Origin of the sequence: Rathayibacter sp. AY1F8 (genome assembly GCF_002932165.1) — a bacterium.
In the GTDB taxonomy this organism is placed as follows: domain Bacteria; phylum Actinomycetota; class Actinomycetes; order Actinomycetales; family Microbacteriaceae; genus Rathayibacter.
Window position 1 is genome coordinate 152,659 of record NZ_PSVB01000001.1, and the last position, 15,190, is coordinate 167,848.

The following is a 15,190-nucleotide window of genomic DNA, read 5'->3' on the forward strand; positions in this document are numbered from 1 at the left end:
GGCCGGTCTCGGCGGCGGGCCCCCGCCCCGACCCGGCGGCGTGCCGGGAACGACGGACGGCCGACCCCCCGCAGGGAGCCGGCCGTCCGGCCTCGCAGGATCTACAGGCCCTGGGAGAGGCGGTAGTACGCCGCGTTCGAGCGGATGTCGGACTCGAAGCCGCGGAGGGTGGTCGACTCGTCGATCACCAGGAGCTCGACGCCGGCGATGCGGGCGAAGTCCTCCCACGCCTCCAGGCCGATCTGCGTCGTCATCACCGTGTGGTGCGCGGCACCGGCGGTGATCCAGGCGGCGGCGCTGGTGCCGAAGTCGGGGGCCGGCTGCCAGACGGCGCGGCCGACCGGCAGGTGCGGCAGCGTCTGCGGCGGCTCGACGTTCTGGACCTTGTTCGCGACCAGGCGGAAGCGCTCGCGGACGTCGCTCAGGGCGACCACCACGGCGGGGCCGGCGTCGGCGGTGAAGACCAGGCGCACCGGGTCCTCGCGGCCGCCGATGCCCAGCGGGTGGATCTCGAGCGAGGCGCGCTTCGACGACAGGGACGGCGACACCTCGAGCATGTGCGCGCCGAGGATGAGCTCCTCGCCGGGCGTCATGTCGTAGGTGTAGTCCTCCATCAGGCTGGTGCCGCCGGGGAGGCCGGCGCCCATGACTGCGGCGATGCGGATGAGGACGGCCGTCTTCCAGTCGCCCTCGCCGCCGAAGCCGTAGCCGTCGGCCATGAGGCGCTGCACGGCGAGTCCGGGGAGCTGGCGGAGCCCGCCGAGGTCCTCGAAGCTGTCGGTGAACGCCTCGAAGCCGCCCTCCTCCAGGAACGAGCGCAGGCCGATCTCGACCGCGGCGCCGTAGCGGAGCGACTCGTGGCGCTCGCCGCCGGGGAGCAGCTCGGGGACCACGTCGTAGCTCTCGACGTACTCCGCGACGAGGGCGTCGATCTGCTCGGAGGTGGCGGCGTCGACGCGCTCGACGAGCTCGTTCACTCCCCAGGTGTTGACGCTGACGCCGAGGCGGATCTCGGCCTCGGTCTTGTCGCCCTCGGTGACGGCGACGTTGCGCATGTTGTCGCCGAAGCGGGCGACCTTCATGCTCTGCGAGGCGGACCAGCCGGCGGCCGCGCGCGACCAGGTGCCGATGGCCTCGGTGACGCGGGCGTCGCTCGCGTGGCCGACGACCGTCTTCCGAGGCACGCTCATCCGGCTGAGGATGTAGCCGTGCTCGCGGTCGCCGTGCGCGGCCTGGTTGAGGTTCATGAAGTCGAAGTCGATGTCCTGCCACGGCAGGGCGACGTTCGCCTGGGTGTGGAAGTGCAGCAGCGGCTTGGCGAGCGCGTCGAAGCCGTGGATCCAGATCTTCGAGGGGCTGAAGGTGTGCATCCAGGTGATGACGCCCACGACGGAGTCGTCGGAGTTCGCCTCGATCATGGTGCGGCGGATGGCGTCGGAGCTCTTCAGCACCGGCTTCCACTCGACGGTCACGGGGATCGCGCTCGCCTCGTTGAGCTGCGCGACGACGGCCTGCGACTGCTCGGCGACCTGGCGGAGGGTGTCCTCGCCGTAGAGGTCCTGGCTGCCGGTCAGGAACCAGACGGTGCGGGTGGCGAGGTCGGGGATGATGCTCTGGTACACGCTCATGCGATGGCTCCGGTGGGGTTCTGTCCGTAGACGTTCTGGTAGCGGTCGAACAGGGCGTCGATCGACTCCTGCGGGATGGGGACGAGCTCGCCGCCCTGGCGCGCGAGGTGCACGGTGCGGGCGACGTCCTCGGCCATGACGGCCGCCTTGACGGCGTCCTTCGCGTCCTTGCCGATGGTGAAGACGCCGTGGTTCTGCATCAGGACCGCGCGCGAGCGGTGCCCGCTGAGGGTCGCGACGATGCCGCGGCCGATGGAGTCGTCGCCGATGATCGCGAACGGGCCGATGGGGATCTCCCCGCCGAACTCGTCGGCCATCGCGGTGATGACGCAGGGGATCGACTCGGCGCGGGCCGCCCATGCGGTCGCGTAGGTGGAGTGCGTGTGCACGACTCCGCCGACCTCGGGCATCTCGCGGTACACGTAGGCGTGCGCCGCGGTGTCGCTGGAGGGGCTGCGGTCGCTGCCGGGGGTGCCGGGGACGACGTTCCCGTCGAGGTCGCAGAGGATCATGTTCTCGGGCGCGAGGTCGTCGTAGGAGACGCCGCTGGGCTTGATCACGAAGAGGTCGGCGCCGGGCACGCGGCCCGAGATGTTGCCGCCGGTCCAGATGACGAGGCCGTAGCGGACGAGCTCGGAGTGCAGCCGCGCGACGTCCTCGCGGACGCGGGCGATCGCCTCCTCGACGGCGGGGGTCTGGGTGGTCATGCGGTGGCTCCCTGGTTCTGCGGGTCGGTGAGGGTCTCGACGGCGGTCTGCTCGACGGCGAGGCCGGCGCGGTAGCGCTCGAGGTAGGCGGAGAAGCCGGCGACGTCGTCCGCGTCGGGGGCGACGGTCTCGAAGCCGGAGTCGCCGAAGACCTGATCGGTGAGGTACGCGTCGAGCGCGACTCCGCTCTGCAGGCGGTAGGCGGCGAGCACCGCCATGCCCCACGGGCCGCCCTCGGAGGCGGTCGCGGCGACCGAGACGGGGGCGTCGAGCGCGCCGGCGAGGAAGCGCTGGGCGACCCCGGCGGTGCGGAACATGCCTCCGTGCGCGAACATCTCGTCGATCCGCACGCCCTCGCCTGCGAGGACGCGCATGCCCAGCGCCAGGGTGCCGAACACGCCGTAGAGCTGCGCGCGCATGAAGTTGGCGAGCGTGAGGCGCGAGTCGGGGGTGCGAACGACGAGCGGGCGGCCCTCGACCAGGCCGGCGATCGGCTCGCCCGCGAGGTGGTTGTAGGCGAGCAGTCCGCCCGCGTCCGCCTCGCCCTCGAGCGCCTCGGCGAAGAGGGTGCCGTAGACGGCGTCGCTGTCCGAGGGTCCGCCGGATGCGGCGGCGAACCGCGAGAACAGGCCGACCCAGCCGGCGAGCTCGCTGGCTCCGTTGTTGCAGTGGACCATCGCGACGAGGTCGCCGGCGGGGGTCGCGACGAGGTCGAGCTCGTGGTGGACGCTCTCCAAGGGGCCCTCGAGGACGACCATGGCGAAGATGCTGGTGCCGGCGCTGACGTTGCCGGTGCGCGGGGCGACGGAGTTGGTCGCCACCATGCCGGTGCCGGCGTCGCCCTCGGGCGGGCAGGCCGGGGCGCCGGGCCGGAGGGAGCCGGTGGGGTCGAGCAGGAGCGCGCCCTCGGCGGTGAGCGAGCCGGCGTCGGCGCCCGCGGGGAGCACGGCGGGCAGCAGCTCGCGCAGCGGCTTCACGGCGCCGGCCGCGCGCGCGTCGTAGAGGTCGACGACGCGCTGGTCGTAGTCGCGGGTCGCCGGGTCGGTCGGGACCATGCCGGAGGCGTCGCCGACTCCGAGGACCTTCTCGCCGGTGAGGCGCCAGTGCACGTAGCCGGCGAGGGTGGTGAGGAAGTCGATCCGCTCGACGTGCGGCTCGGAGTCGAGGACCGCCTGGTGCAGGTGCGCGAGCGACCAGCGCAGGGGGATGTTGGCGCCGAACAGCTCGGTGAGCTCGGCCGACGCGGGCCCGGTGCTGGTGTTGCGCCAGGTGCGGAAGGGGACGAGCAGCCCGCCGTCCGCATCGAAGGGGAGGTAGCCGTGCATCATCGCCGAGACGCCGAGCGCCCCGACGGAGGAGAGCTGCACGCCGTGGCGCGACGAGGCGTCGGCGACGAGGTCCGCGTAGGCGGCCTGGAGGCCCGCGTGGACGGCGTCGAGGGAGTAGGTCCAGCGGCGGTCGACGAACTGGTTCTCCCACTCGTGGCTGCCGACGGCGAGGACCACGGACGGGTCGGCCGCGTCGACCAGGCACGCCTTGATCCGGGTGGAGCCGAGCTCGATGCCGAGGGCGGTGGCGCCGCTCGTGATCACGTCGGCGGGGGTGGGCCTGCGCTGGTCCATCATGCTCCTCGCTCGGGCGATGTGACCGTTCACAAAGCCCCGGGTCAGCGTAGGCGAAACGGCTCGGGGTCGGCAAGCGAGGGGCCGCCCGACGGGGTCCGACTGCTCCTCCTCCGCCGCAAGCCCCTTCCGCCGGGGCCGCCCGCTTGGTCGCATGAGGCATGCGTGAGATCAGACTCGTCAGACTCGTCACCCGCCTCGAGAACGCCGCCGCCCTCGATCCGCTCGTCGGCCGGGTGAAGCGGGCCGTGAACGCGGTGGTCCGGCCGCAGCCGGTGCGGGACGTGCTGCACGGGGTCCCGGTCGGCCACCCCGTCCATCCGCTGCTCGTCCTCGTGCCCACCGGCGCCTGGGTGTCGGCGGCGGTGCTCGACCTGCTGCCGGGGAACCAGCGCGCGGCGAGGACCCTCGTCGGCGTCGGCGTGATCAGCGTCCTGCCGACCGCCGCTTCCGGCTTCACCGACTGGTCGGAGCTGCACGAGCAGCAGACCCGCGTCGGGCTGGTGCACTCGGCGGCCAACGTGGTCGCGACGGGCCTCTACGCCGCGTCGTGGGTGCAGCGCCGCCGCGGGCGCACCACGAGCGGGAAGGTGCTCGGGATGCTCGGGCTCGCCGTCGTGTCAGGCGGCGGCTACCTGGGCGGCCACCTCAGCTACCGCCAGGCGGCGGGGGCGAACCACGCGGAGGACGTGCCGCACCGCTTCCCCTCCGGCTGGCAGGAGCTCGGCGCCCTGGCGGACCTGCCGGAGCGCACGCCGGTGAGGAGGGAGGTCGCGGGCCTCCCCCTGCTCGCCTTCCGGCGGGGCGAGCGGATCGACGTGCTCTCGAACGTCTGCAGCCACCTCTCGGGCCCGCTCGACGAGGGCGAGGTCTCGGCGGACGGCTCGGGGGAGGCGTGCGTCGCCTGCCCGTGGCACGGCAGCGCCTTCTCGCTCGAGACCGGCGAGGTGCTGCGGGGGCCGGCCACCTCGCCGCAGCCGCGGTTCGAGACGCGGGTGCGCGAGGGGCGCGTGGAGGTGCTGCTGCCGCACGCGGGGTGAGGCGGGGGCCGGTGCTTCTCAGGCCTGAGCCGTCGACGCCCGCTCCACCAGCACTGGCGGCACCGGGCGGTCGACGGCGGGCTCCTCGCCGCGCAGCTCCGCGAGCACGACGCCGATCGTGCGGCGGCCGACCTCCGCGAAGTCCTGGCGGATGGTGGTCAGCGGCGGCTGGTAGTGCGCCGCCTCGGGCACGTCGTCGAAGCCGACGACGCTGAGGTCCTCGGGCACGCGCAGTCCCCGCTCGGTGCAGGCGTGCAGGAGTCCGAGGGCCATCTGGTCGTTGCCGGCGAACACCGCGGTCGGCAGAAGCGCGGCTCCGAGGAGGCGGAGGCCGGCGCGGTAGCCGGACTCGGCGCTCCAGTCGCCCTCCACGACGGCGACGGGGTCGAGGCCGGCCGCGCTCATCCCGGCGCCGAAGCCCTCGAGCCGCGCCTGCGCCTCCACCCAGTGCTGCGGACCGGCGAGGTGCGCGATGCGGGTGTGGCCGAGGCCGACGAGGTGCCAGGTGGCCAGTCGCGCACCGGCCGCCTGGTCGACGAGGAGCAGGGAGTCGGCGCCGCGGTCCGTCGCGCCGAGCGTCACCGAGGGGACGCCGATCGCGAGGCTCTCGATCGCCTCCAGCGCGCGCTCCTGCGGGGCGAGGACCACGATCGCCTCCACCGACTCCCGCTGCAGGTGGGCGAGGCCGTCGGCCAGCGACTCCGCGTCCGGCGCCGCGTTCACGACCGGGACCCGGTAGCCCGCGTCGCGCGCCGCCTGCTCGATCGCGGCCATCGCGGTGGCGGTGCCGTAGAAGCTGTGGCTCTCGGCGGCGAGGATCCCGATCAGGCCGGAGCGGCTCGTCGCCAGGGCGCGGGCGGCGGCGCTGGGGCGGAAGCCGAGGTCCTCGATCGCGGCGAGCACGCGCTCCCGGGTGCGCGGCCGCAGCTGGGGGCTGTCGTTGAGCACCCGCGAGACCGTCTGGTACGACACTCCGGCCCGCACCGCGACGTCGCGGATGGTCGGCGCGCGGTCGAGGGGCATGGCCACACCGTAGCGGTGCGTGCGGCCCCGCCCCCTCCCGCGAGACGCCTCCCGGGTGCGCGTCCGTCAGCGGGTCGCGTACCGGAGTGGCGTGCCGCGGGCGCGGGTCAGGGGCCGCCGAGCCAGTGGTCGATGCGGTGGTGGTCGGGGGTGAAGCCGTGGTCGACGCCCCAGAGGACGGCCTGCGTGCGGCTGGTCGCGCCGATCTTGCCGTAGACGCTGCGGATGTAGGACTTCACCGTGTTGGGGCTGAGGTAGGTGAGCGCGGCGACGTCGGCGTTGCTCTTGCCCTGCGTGATGAGCGCGAGGATCTCCGACTCCCGGTCGGTGATGCCCTCGTGGCGGCCCGGCCAGTCGAGGCCCGGTGCGCTGCTCGCCCGCCGCGGAGGATCGCTGACGACGACCTCGCCCGCGGCCACCCGCTCGAGCGCGGCCACCAGCTCCCGCGCCGGCAGGGTCTTGGAGAGGTAGCCGTGGACGCCCTGCTCGAGGGCGTCCGCGATGAGCGTCGGCGCGAAGTTCCAGGTGTAGACGACCACGTGCTCGGCCCGCTCGTTGCGCACCAGCTCCGCGATCTCGTGGTGGTCCGACTCCGGCTGGGCGAACGAGTCGTAGAGGACGACGTCGATCCGGTCGGAGAGGGAGGCGTTCGCGTCGATCTCGGCGACGACCACCCGATCGCGGTAGTGGTCGAACATGTGCGCGAGGCCCGTGAGGACGACGTCGTAGTCGTCGACGAGCGCGACGGTGAGGGGCGCACGGCGGGTCATGGTCGGACGCTACCGCACGGCTCGTCGGGGCGAGCACACCCCCAGGGGTGTACCGCCGCCTCCTCCGGGGTGGTTGCGTAGCCACCGGTCCCGCAACCGCGGAACCGACCAGCGGGCCCCCGCCCGCACAACGGAAGGACGACCGCCATGCTCGGTCTCATCATCAGCCTCATCGTCGTCGGACTCATCGCAGGAGCGCTGGCCCGGCTCATCGTCCCCGGGAAGCAGAGCATCAGCATCGGCATGACCATCGTGCTCGGCATCGTCGGCTCGTTCGTCGGCGGCTTCCTCGGGTTCCTGATCTTCCAGCACGACCCGATGGACGGCTTCTTCCAGCCCGCCGGCATCATCGGCTCGGTCATCGGAGCGATCATCGTCCTGCTCGTCTACACCCGCTTCGCCGGCCGCTCCGCCGCGCGACGCTGACCCGCAGCGCGCGGCGACAGCGAGGTCGCTGCCGACCCGCCCTCCGCGGGCGTGCAGGCACCACGCTGACCGGCGGCCCCGGCCCGGCTCCCTCCACGGGCCGGGCCGTCGTACTGTGCGCGGGGTGCCCGGGCGTCGTCCGCGGTCTCCGACGCTGCGTCCGCGGGTGCCGACGCTCCGTCCGCGGAGCCCGCGCCGCGTCCTCCGACCTCCGCGTATCAGCGGAGGAGTCCGTGGCTGCCGCGTCGGTGGCTGCCGAGGCCGTCGCCGCAGAGTTCGCAGCCGCGCAGTCCGTCGCCGCCCAGCCGCTGCGCACCGGGGTGCGCGATGCTCGGGCGATGCCGCTCGTCGTCCCCGATGCCCTCGTCCCGCTCGCGCTCCGGCTCGCCCGTGCGAACCGCACCTTCGTCAGCGCGGAGGGAGCCCGTCGCCGCATCCGGGAGCGCGCGCTCCGTCCCGCCTCCTACGGCCCGCCGCCCCGCCTCCGGCCCGGCGTGCGCGTCGACGTGGAGCAGGTCGGCTCCTGGCCGGTCTACACGATCCGCCCGCGGGTGATCCGCGGCGGCGTCGTCTACGTCCACGGCGGCGGCTGGGTGAACGAGATCGCGCCCCAGCACTGGTGGCTCGCCGCCCGCATCGCCGACGAGGCCTCCGTCGCGGTGACCCTCCCGATCTACCCGCTCGTGCCCTTCGGCACGGCGCTCGAGGCGCGTGACGGTGTCCGCGCCCTGGCACTGCGGAGTCTTGAGCGGCACGGGGCGACCTGCCTCGCCGGCGACTCGGCGGGCGGCCAGATCGCCCTCTCGACGGCCCTCGCCCTGCGCGACGAGGGGGTGGTCCTGCCGCGCACGACCCTCGTCTCGCCCGCGCTCGACCTCTCCTGGAGCAACCCGCGGATCCCCGAGGTGCAGCCGACCGATCCCTGGCTCGGCACCCCGGGCGGTCGCGTCCTCGCGGAGAGCTGGCGCGGCGCCCTCGACCTGCTCGATCCCGTGGTCAGCCCGCTGTTCGGCGACCTGGCGGGCCTCGGCCCCCTCACCGTCTTCACCGGCACGCGGGACGTCCTCAATCCGGACGCCCACGTGCTGGCCGAGCGGGCGGCGGCCGCCGCGGTCCCGTTCGAGCTCCACGAGGCCGACGGGCAGGTCCACGTGTACCCGCTCGTGCCCACGCGGGCCGGCCGCGAGGCGCAGCACGACCTTGTCGAGGGGCTCCGCGCGGCGGTCTGACCACCGGCCGGCCCAGGCGTCCGGCAGGCTCCTCTCAGTCCGTCTTCCGGACGGCGGACGGCGCCTCCGCCCGCTCGTCCACGACGTCGAGGCGAGCCAGCGCGTTCGCCGTCCCCCGGCGGTCCCGTGTCGCGACCAGGCCGATCATCGCGGCCGCCGCGAGGACGAAGGCGAGCAGCGACCAGAACCCGCCCTCGACGGCGAGCAGGGTCGACCAGCCGCCCGATCCCGCCGCCCAGCGCACGAGCCGCTGCCAGAGGAGCGGTCGCGGCTCGGGACGCAGGCGCACCACCGTCTCGCCGAGGGTCCGTCCGGACCGCAGCACGATCACCAGCTGGAGCAGCGGAGCGACGAACGGCAGGGCGCCGAGAACCACGTCCCCGGGGCTCGAGCGCGTGTCCACCCCCGCGAGCACGAGGCCGACCCCGGTGATCGAGACGAGAGCGCCCGTGATGAGGCTCAGCGCGAGAACGTCGCAGAACATGCCGAACGCGCGGCGGCGGATCGTGACCGGGCGGGCCAGCTCCGGCACCGCGCCCTCGGCCCGGTGGGTGAAGAGGAGGAGGACGGGGGAGAGGAGGGTGCCGAGCAGGGCGCCGGCCGTGTTGGCCAGCAGGTCGTCGACGTCGAAGAGCCGGTAGGCGCACGGGTAGAGGAACCAGTCGCCGGTGAGCTGCGTGACCTCGATGAGGAGCGAGACGGCGAAGCCGGCGACGGTGCCGCCGATCAGCCCGGCGACGAGGCGCCCGCGCAGAGCGAGGTGGCGGACGAGCATCCCGAGGGGGACGAAGAAGACCACGTTCAGGAGCACCTGCGCGGACGCGGGGTTCGTCAGCAGCGCGCGGGGCCCGTCGATCCCGCCCTCCTTCGCGATGTCGCCGACGAAGGCGAACAGGCGCAGCTGCGGACCCGATCCGGTGCGGCAGGCGGCGGCGACCGTCGCCTCGTCGGGCAGGGGGAGGAGCGTGTAGGTGACGAGGGCGAGCGCGTAGACCACGGCGGCGAAGGCCAGCACCGCGTTGCCGATCCCGAGGACGCCGCGCCGCCGGTACTGCAGGGCGGCCCAGGGCACGAGGCCCACGAGGGCGACGGCGGAGCCGAACAGGAGGGCGAGCACGGCGGAGGTCATGCGTCGACAGTAGGAGAGCGGAGGCCCTTCTCGACCGCCCGGCGCATCAGGGGCCTCTGACAGCGCGGTTCGTCCCTCCCCAGCGCGGGATGCGGGCGCTCCTCCACGGATCCGAGCGATCCCCGCCCGCCGCCTCCACGCCCTGCTAGCGTTTCCTGGGTCGCGTCCAAGAAACGCGTGCACCCCCGACCCCTCCACGAAAGACGTCATGCCGCTGCGCTCCCGCCTCCTCGCCCTCCCCGCCGCCGTCGCGGCCGCCGCGCTCCTGCTCAGCGGCTGCACCGCCGAGACGCCGGACGCCTCCAGCACCCCCGTCGACGGCGGGACGCTGACCTACGCGTCCGGCGACGCCGAGCCCACCTGCCTCGACCCGCACGTCGGCGGCAACTACCCGCAGGCGCTCCTCGCGACGCAGGTGCTGGAGTCGCTCGTCTCGCGCGACGCCGACGGCACCATCACGCCGTGGCTGGCCGAGTCGTGGACCGTCTCGGACGACGCGCTCAGCTACGACTTCACCCTGCGCGAGGGCGCGACCTTCACCGACGGCACCGCCCTCGACGCGGAGGCGGTCGCCGCGAACATCGCGCACCTGCAGGACCCGGCGACCAAGTCCTCCACCGGCTACCTCGCCGTGGCGAAGGTCGCCTCCGTCACCGCGGTCTCGCCGACCGTCGCCCGCTTCACCCTGACCGCGCCGGACAGCGCGCTGCTCGAGTCGCTCGCGCAGCCGTGGACCGCGATCGAGTCGCCCGCCGGCATCGCCCGCGGCGAGGAGGCCAACTGCGAGGCGCCCGTCGGCACCGGCCCCTTCACCGTCTCGGAGTGGGTCAAGCAGGACCACGTGACCCTCACCCGCAACGAGGCCTACGACGCGTCGACCGGCCCGACCGGGGACGGCCACGAGGGCCCCGCGCACCTGGCGAGCATCACCTGGCGCTTCATCCCCGACTCCGCCACCCGCTACGCGGCGCTGCAGTCGGGCGAGGTCGACGTGCTCGACAACGCCCAGCCCGACACCCTGAAGGCCGCAACCGGAGCCACCGACCTCGTCGAGCTCGACGCGCCCCGGCCCGGCTCGGTCAACCGCCTCGAGCTCAACGCCGGGCAGGCGCCGTTCGACGACGAGTCCGTCCGCGAGGCGTTCGTCCGCGGCGTCGGCGTGAACGACGCGATCGACTCCCTCTTCTTCGGCACCGCCGAGCGCTCCTACTCCCCGCTGTCCAGCCGCGAGGCGACCGCGTACTCCGACCCGTCGCTCTTCGAGGACGCCGGGTCCGACTCCGAGACGGCCGCCGCCGAGGACCTGCTCGAGAAGGCCGGCTGGGTGGACTCGGACGGCGACGGCATCCGCGAGAAGGACGGCACGCCGCTGACGCTGCGCTTCCCCGTCAGCACCAACCAGTCGATCCCGGCCGAGCAGTCGCTGTTCGAGCAGATCCAGGCCTCGGCGAAGACCCTCGGCTTCGACGTGCGGATCAGCCTGCTCGACCTGTCGAGCTGGTACACCGCGCTCGCGTCGAACGAGTACGAGCTGGTGAGCGCCCCGTACACGAAGGTCGGACCCGACGTGCTGCGGATCCTCTACTCCTCTTCGGGCATCACTCCCGCGCCGAGCGGCTACTTCGCCAACCACGCGCAGATCGCCGACCCCGCGCTCGACTCGCTGCTCGAGCAGGCGAGCGCCACGACCGACGAGGACGCCCGCGCCGACCTGTACGAGCAGGCGCAGCGGATCGTCCTCGAGGGCTACTGGATCCTGCCGCTCTACGACCAGCAGAACCACTACCTGCACCGGTCGGCCGTCCAGGGCCTCGTCGCCCTCGACACCGTGTCGACCCCCTGGTTCGCCGACGCCTGGGTCTGAACCGGCCCCGGAGAGCCGCCTGCACCGATCGATGAGCGGACGCATGCCGGTCGAGTAGTCGCCGCGGCGGCGCATCGAGACCCCGCGATCGGGATGGGCGGATCTCGAGACGCCCGCTCCGCGGGCTGCTCGATCAGCAGGGGTCCGTCCTCCATGCTGGTCGAGTAGCCGCCGTCTGTCGCGCGTCGAGTCCCCGTGCTCCGGAGGGAGCGGGCCTCGACGACGCCCCGCCCCCTCCATCGCCCCGACCAGAGAGGACGCCCGCCCGCATGATCCGCCGCGCGCTCCTCCGCCTCGGCGGCGCCCTCGTGGTGCTGTGGGCCGTCGCGACCGCCGTCTTCGTCCTCATCCGCCTCGTCCCCGGCGATCCGGCGCAGGCGATCCTCGGCGGTCCGGGCTCGCAGGCGTCGCCCGAGGCGCTCGCCGCGGTGCGGGAGCAGTACGGCCTCGACCAGCCGCTCCTCGTGCAGTACCTGGTGCAGCTCGGCAGGCTCGCGCGCGGCGACCTCGGCACCTCCTACTCCCTGCGCACTCCCGTCGCGCAGATCCTCGGGGAGCAGCTGCCCGGCACCCTCCTGCTCGCCGTGCTCGCGCTCACCGCCGCATGGATCCTGGCGCTGGCGACCGCCCTCTGGTCGACCCGGGGCGGACGCCTCGCCGCCGCGGTCGGGTCCGGCCTCGAGCTCACGGCGGCCGCGCTCCCGCACTTCTGGCTGGCGACCGTGCTGATCGCCGTCTTCGCGACCGCGCTGCGCTGGCTGCCCCCGGTCAGCACAGGGTCGCCCGCCGGGCTGGTGCTGCCGACGCTCACCCTCGCGATCCCGCTGGCGGGCTTCCTCGGCCAGGTGATGCGCCGCTCCCTCCTCGACGCGCTGGAGTCGCCGTTCGTGCTCGCCGCTCGGGCGCGCGGCGAGGGCGAGCTCGGCGTCCGCGCCCGCCACGCGCTGCGCCACGCGGTGCTGCCAGGGGTCTCGCTCTCGGGTTGGGCGTTCGGCTACCTGATCGGCGGGGCCGTGGTGGTCGAGACGATCTTCGCGAGGCCGGGGCTCGGCCGGACTCTGCTCGCGGCGGTGACCGTCCGTGACGTGCCGGTGGTGACGGGTGTCGTGCTGGTCACGGCGCTGGCGTACATCGTCGTGACGCTCGCCACCGATCTGCTGACCCGCGTGATCGACCCGCGGCTGGCCCGGCGGGAGGCGGTCGCGTGAGCGAGCTCGAGCTGCGCGCCGCCCGCCCGCTCCGCCGGGGTGCCTCCCGCCTCCGCGCCGGCGAGGTGCTGGCCGTGGTCTTCGTCGTGCTGCTCCTGCTCGCCGCCGTCGCGCCCGGGCTGCTCGCCCCCTCCGATCCGCTCGCCGTCGCCCCGCGCGACGCCTTCACCCCACCGGGTGCCGCGCACCTGCTCGGCACCGACGAGTCCGGTCGCGACGTCCTCAGCCGCCTCATCGCAGGGGCGGGCGCGTCCCTCCTGATCGGCGCCAGCGCCACCGTGATCGGCCTCGTCCTCGGCGCGGTGCTCGGGGTGGTCGCGGCGTTCGGCGGCCGCGTCGTCGACGGCGTGATCGGCCGCGTGCTCGAGGTGCTCTTCGCCTTCCCCGCGCTCCTGCTCGCGCTGCTCGTGATCGTGGTCACGGGTCCCGGAGTCGTCCCCGCCACCATCGCGGTCGGCCTCTCGACCGCGCCGGGGTACGCCCGCATCCTGCGCACGCAGCTGCTCGGCATCCGCGACTCCGGCTACGTCGAGGCGGCGCGCGTGCTGGGGCACGGACCCGTCCGCATCCTCGTCCGGCACGTCCTCCCCAACACCTTCGGGCCGCTCGCCGTGCTGGCGACCCTCGGCGTCGGCCAGGCGATCGTCTGGGCCTCGGCCCTCAGCTACCTGGGCCTGGGCGCCGAGCCGCCCGCGCCGGAGTGGGGCGCGATGCTCTCGGCGGGCCGCACCTACCTCGCGAGCGCGTGGTGGCTGACCGTGTTCCCGGGGCTGGCGATCGTGCTGACCACGATCGCGACGACGGTCCTCGGCGGGCGTCTGCGGGGTGCGCGGTGAGCGCGGTCGTCGTCGAGGGGCTCCGGGTCGCCTTCGACGGAGTCGAGGTGGTGCACGGGGTCTCGTTCCGCGTGGAGCCGGGGGAGTGCGTCGCGATCGTCGGCGAGTCCGGGTCGGGCAAGAGCGTCACCGCGCGAGCGCTGCTGGGGCTGAGCGGAGGCGCCGTGACCGGGAGCGTCCGCGTCGGCGGGACCGAGGTGGTCGGAGCGGGCGAGCGGGAGCTGCGGCGGCTGCGCGGCGGATCCGTCGGCTTCGTCCCGCAGGACGCGCTGCTCTCGCTCGACCCGCTGCGCCCGATCGGCCGCGAGATCGGCGACGTGCTCCGCCTCCACGGCCGCCTCCCCGCGGCCGAGCGCGCGCAGCGGACGGTCGAGGCCCTGGCGAGCGTCGGCATGCCGGAGCCGGCCGAGCGGATGCGGGAGCGCTCCGGCGACCTCTCCGGCGGGCTCCGCCAGCGCGCCCTCCTCGCGGCGGCCGTGGCACTCGATCCGCCGCTGCTCGTCGCCGACGAGCCGACCACCGCGCTCGACGTCACCGTCCAGGCCCGCGTGCTCGAGCTCTTCGCCGAGCAGAAGGCGCGCGGCCGGGCGCTCGTCCTGGTCTCGCACGACCTCGCGGTGGTGGCGGGCCTCGCGGACCGCATCCTCGTGCTCGCCGACGGCCGCGTGGTGGAGGAGGGGACCGCGGCCGAGGTGCTGCGCGCGCCCCGCAGCCCCGAGGCCCGCGCGCTCGTGGCCGCTGTCCCCGCCGGGCGCCCGCGCGGCTCCCGGCTCACCGACCCGACCGCACCGGCGACCCCGCCCGAGACCCCCGGCGAGGTCGTGGTCGCGGCCCGCGGACTCGCCGCCCGCTTCCCGCTGCCCGGCGGAGGAGTGCGGGTCGCGGTCGACGACGTCGACCTCCGGCTGCGGCGCGGCGAGACCGTGGGGCTCGTCGGCGAGTCCGGGTCGGGCAAGAGCACGGTGGCCCGGCTCGTGCTGGCGCTGCGGCGTCCGGACGCGGGCGCCGTCGAGCTGTTCGGCGAGCCGTGGTCGGCAGCGACCGAGCGCTCCCGCCGTCCCCGCCGCCCGCGGATCGGCGCCGTCTACCAGGACAGCCTCTCCTCGTTCGACCCGCGCTGGAGCGTCGGCCGCCTCCTCCGCGACGCCGGCGCAGCCTCCGTGCCCGCGCTGCTCGAGAGCGTGGGGCTCGACCCCGCCCTGGAGCGGCGCTCGCCGCGGACCCTCTCCGGCGGTCAGCGCCAGCGCGTCTCGATCGCCCGGGCGCTGGCGACGCGCCCCGACGTGCTGATCTGCGACGAGCCCGTCTCGGCCCTCGACGTGTCGGTGCAGGCGCAGATCCTCGACCTGCTCGACGACCTGCAGCGACGTCACGGCCTCGCCCTCCTCCTCATCTCGCACGACCTCGGCGTGATCGCGCACATGAGCGATCGCATCGCGGTGATGCGCGAGGGCCGGATCGTCGAGGCGGGGCCGGCCGCGTCGCTCCTCGCCGCACCGCAGGAGGAGTACACGCGCCGCCTGCTCGCCGCCGCCCCTCGCCTCGAGCGCTGAGCCGTCCGCGGCGCCGCGCCCGCCCGCACCGCCGAGGCGCCGCGCTGCCCGCCGGGACACCGCCTCAGCAGTGGTGTCCCTCGAGCGCAGCGGTGTCTCGAAGCGCCCCCCGCGCAAGCCCGCGCCGCGAATCCGCCGCACCTCCACCACGTGTC

Annotated in this window: 13 protein-coding genes; 7 read left to right on the top strand and 6 right to left on the bottom strand. The window is 74.5% G+C overall.

Going from position 1 to position 15,190, the window contains the following annotated elements; genetic code table 11:
- Positions 1-101: 101 nt before the first annotated feature.
- From araA to C5C35_RS00740, 3 genes are read right to left on the bottom strand one after another with little or no spacing between them, the layout of a single operon-like run.
- Positions 102-1,628 carry an L-arabinose isomerase gene (gene araA, locus C5C35_RS00730; RefSeq protein WP_104262310.1) on the bottom strand — a complete coding sequence of 509 codons (1,527 nt, stop codon included), beginning with the start codon at positions 1,626-1,628 and terminating at the stop codon, positions 102-104.
- Positions 1,625-2,335, bottom strand: a complete 711-nt coding sequence (locus tag C5C35_RS00735) for an L-ribulose-5-phosphate 4-epimerase (RefSeq protein ID WP_104224687.1) — start codon at positions 2,333-2,335, stop codon at positions 1,625-1,627. The genes araA and C5C35_RS00735 overlap by 4 nt, the downstream gene beginning before the upstream one ends.
- On the bottom strand, positions 2,332-3,957 hold the full coding sequence (locus C5C35_RS00740; RefSeq protein ID WP_104233642.1) for a xylulokinase: 1,626 nt from the start codon (positions 3,955-3,957) through the stop codon (positions 2,332-2,334). Before C5C35_RS00740 ends, C5C35_RS00735 begins: the two co-directional genes overlap by 4 nt.
- A gap of 161 nt (positions 3,958-4,118) precedes the next feature.
- Between C5C35_RS00740 and C5C35_RS00745 the strand changes: the two genes are divergently transcribed.
- Entirely contained in the window at positions 4,119-4,997 is an 879-nt protein-coding gene (locus C5C35_RS00745; RefSeq protein ID WP_104226053.1) for a Rieske 2Fe-2S domain-containing protein, read from the top strand.
- An 18-nt stretch (positions 4,998-5,015) separates the two neighbouring features.
- Here C5C35_RS00745 and C5C35_RS00750 read toward each other — a convergent pair whose 3' ends face one another.
- Both C5C35_RS00750 and C5C35_RS00755 read right to left on the bottom strand, forming a co-directional pair.
- Positions 5,016-6,020, bottom strand: coding sequence for a LacI family DNA-binding transcriptional regulator (locus C5C35_RS00750; RefSeq protein ID WP_104262311.1), 1,005 nt, complete (start codon positions 6,018-6,020; stop codon positions 5,016-5,018).
- Between the two features lie 107 nt (positions 6,021-6,127).
- On the bottom strand, positions 6,128-6,790 hold the full coding sequence (locus tag C5C35_RS00755) for a response regulator transcription factor (protein WP_104262312.1): 663 nt from the start codon (positions 6,788-6,790) through the stop codon (positions 6,128-6,130).
- Positions 6,791-6,937: 147 nt separating this feature from the next.
- On the opposite strand from C5C35_RS00755, the gene C5C35_RS00760 reads away from it, so the two are divergent.
- Together C5C35_RS00760 and C5C35_RS00765 are read left to right on the top strand one after the other, a co-directional pair.
- The gene (locus tag C5C35_RS00760) at positions 6,938-7,216 is read left to right on the top strand and encodes a GlsB/YeaQ/YmgE family stress response membrane protein (protein WP_104262313.1); all 279 of its coding nucleotides are present in this window, start codon (positions 6,938-6,940) and stop codon (positions 7,214-7,216) included.
- 233 nt (positions 7,217-7,449) lie between these two features.
- A complete protein-coding gene (locus C5C35_RS00765) occupies positions 7,450-8,445 on the top strand; it encodes an alpha/beta hydrolase (RefSeq protein WP_258068936.1) in 996 nt (331 codons plus the stop codon).
- Between the two features lie 34 nt (positions 8,446-8,479).
- Here the strand turns inward: C5C35_RS00765 and C5C35_RS00770 are convergent, their stop codons facing one another.
- On the bottom strand, positions 8,480-9,574 hold the full coding sequence (locus tag C5C35_RS00770) for a VanZ family protein (protein WP_181134937.1): 1,095 nt from the start codon (positions 9,572-9,574) through the stop codon (positions 8,480-8,482).
- A 208-nt stretch (positions 9,575-9,782) separates the two neighbouring features.
- On the opposite strand from C5C35_RS00770, the gene C5C35_RS00775 reads away from it, so the two are divergent.
- The 4 genes from C5C35_RS00775 to C5C35_RS00790 all read left to right on the top strand — a co-directional run bounded on the left by C5C35_RS00775 (position 9,783) and on the right by C5C35_RS00790 (position 15,035).
- Positions 9,783-11,438, top strand: coding sequence for an ABC transporter substrate-binding protein (locus C5C35_RS00775; RefSeq protein WP_104262315.1), 1,656 nt, complete (start codon positions 9,783-9,785; stop codon positions 11,436-11,438).
- Positions 11,439-11,707: 269 nt separating this feature from the next.
- Positions 11,708-12,646 (top strand): ABC transporter permease, encoded by a 939-nt coding sequence (locus C5C35_RS00780; protein WP_104262316.1) that lies wholly within the window; start codon positions 11,708-11,710, stop codon positions 12,644-12,646.
- A complete protein-coding gene (locus C5C35_RS00785) occupies positions 12,643-13,482 on the top strand; it encodes an ABC transporter permease (RefSeq protein WP_104262317.1) in 840 nt (279 codons plus the stop codon). The genes C5C35_RS00780 and C5C35_RS00785 overlap by 4 nt, the downstream gene beginning before the upstream one ends.
- Positions 13,479-15,035 (top strand): ABC transporter ATP-binding protein, encoded by a 1,557-nt coding sequence (locus C5C35_RS00790; protein WP_104238832.1) that lies wholly within the window; start codon positions 13,479-13,481, stop codon positions 15,033-15,035. Before C5C35_RS00785 ends, C5C35_RS00790 begins: the two co-directional genes overlap by 4 nt.
- Positions 15,036-15,190 lie beyond the last annotated feature (155 nt).

Excerpts from the sequence above, each read along its gene's own strand:
- C5C35_RS00750 (WP_104262311.1), bottom strand. The coding sequence starts at position 6,020 with ATGCCCCTCGACCGCGCGCCGACCATCCGCGACGTCGCGGTGCGGGCC.
- C5C35_RS00740 (WP_104233642.1), bottom strand. The coding sequence starts at position 3,957 with ATGGACCAGCGCAGGCCCACCCCCGCCGACGTGATCACGAGCGGCGCC.
- C5C35_RS00770 (WP_181134937.1), bottom strand. The coding sequence starts at position 9,574 with ATGACCTCCGCCGTGCTCGCCCTCCTGTTCGGCTCCGCCGTCGCCCTC.
- C5C35_RS00755 (WP_104262312.1), bottom strand. The coding sequence starts at position 6,790 with ATGACCCGCCGTGCGCCCCTCACCGTCGCGCTCGTCGACGACTACGAC.
- C5C35_RS00735 (WP_104224687.1), bottom strand. The coding sequence starts at position 2,335 with ATGACCACCCAGACCCCCGCCGTCGAGGAGGCGATCGCCCGCGTCCGC.
- C5C35_RS00760 (WP_104262313.1), top strand. The coding sequence starts at position 6,938 with ATGCTCGGTCTCATCATCAGCCTCATCGTCGTCGGACTCATCGCAGGA.
- C5C35_RS00780 (WP_104262316.1), top strand. The coding sequence starts at position 11,708 with ATGATCCGCCGCGCGCTCCTCCGCCTCGGCGGCGCCCTCGTGGTGCTG.
- C5C35_RS00775 (WP_104262315.1), top strand. The coding sequence starts at position 9,783 with ATGCCGCTGCGCTCCCGCCTCCTCGCCCTCCCCGCCGCCGTCGCGGCC.
- C5C35_RS00745 (WP_104226053.1), top strand. The coding sequence starts at position 4,119 with ATGCGTGAGATCAGACTCGTCAGACTCGTCACCCGCCTCGAGAACGCC.
- araA (WP_104262310.1), bottom strand. The coding sequence starts at position 1,628 with ATGAGCGTGTACCAGAGCATCATCCCCGACCTCGCCACCCGCACCGTC.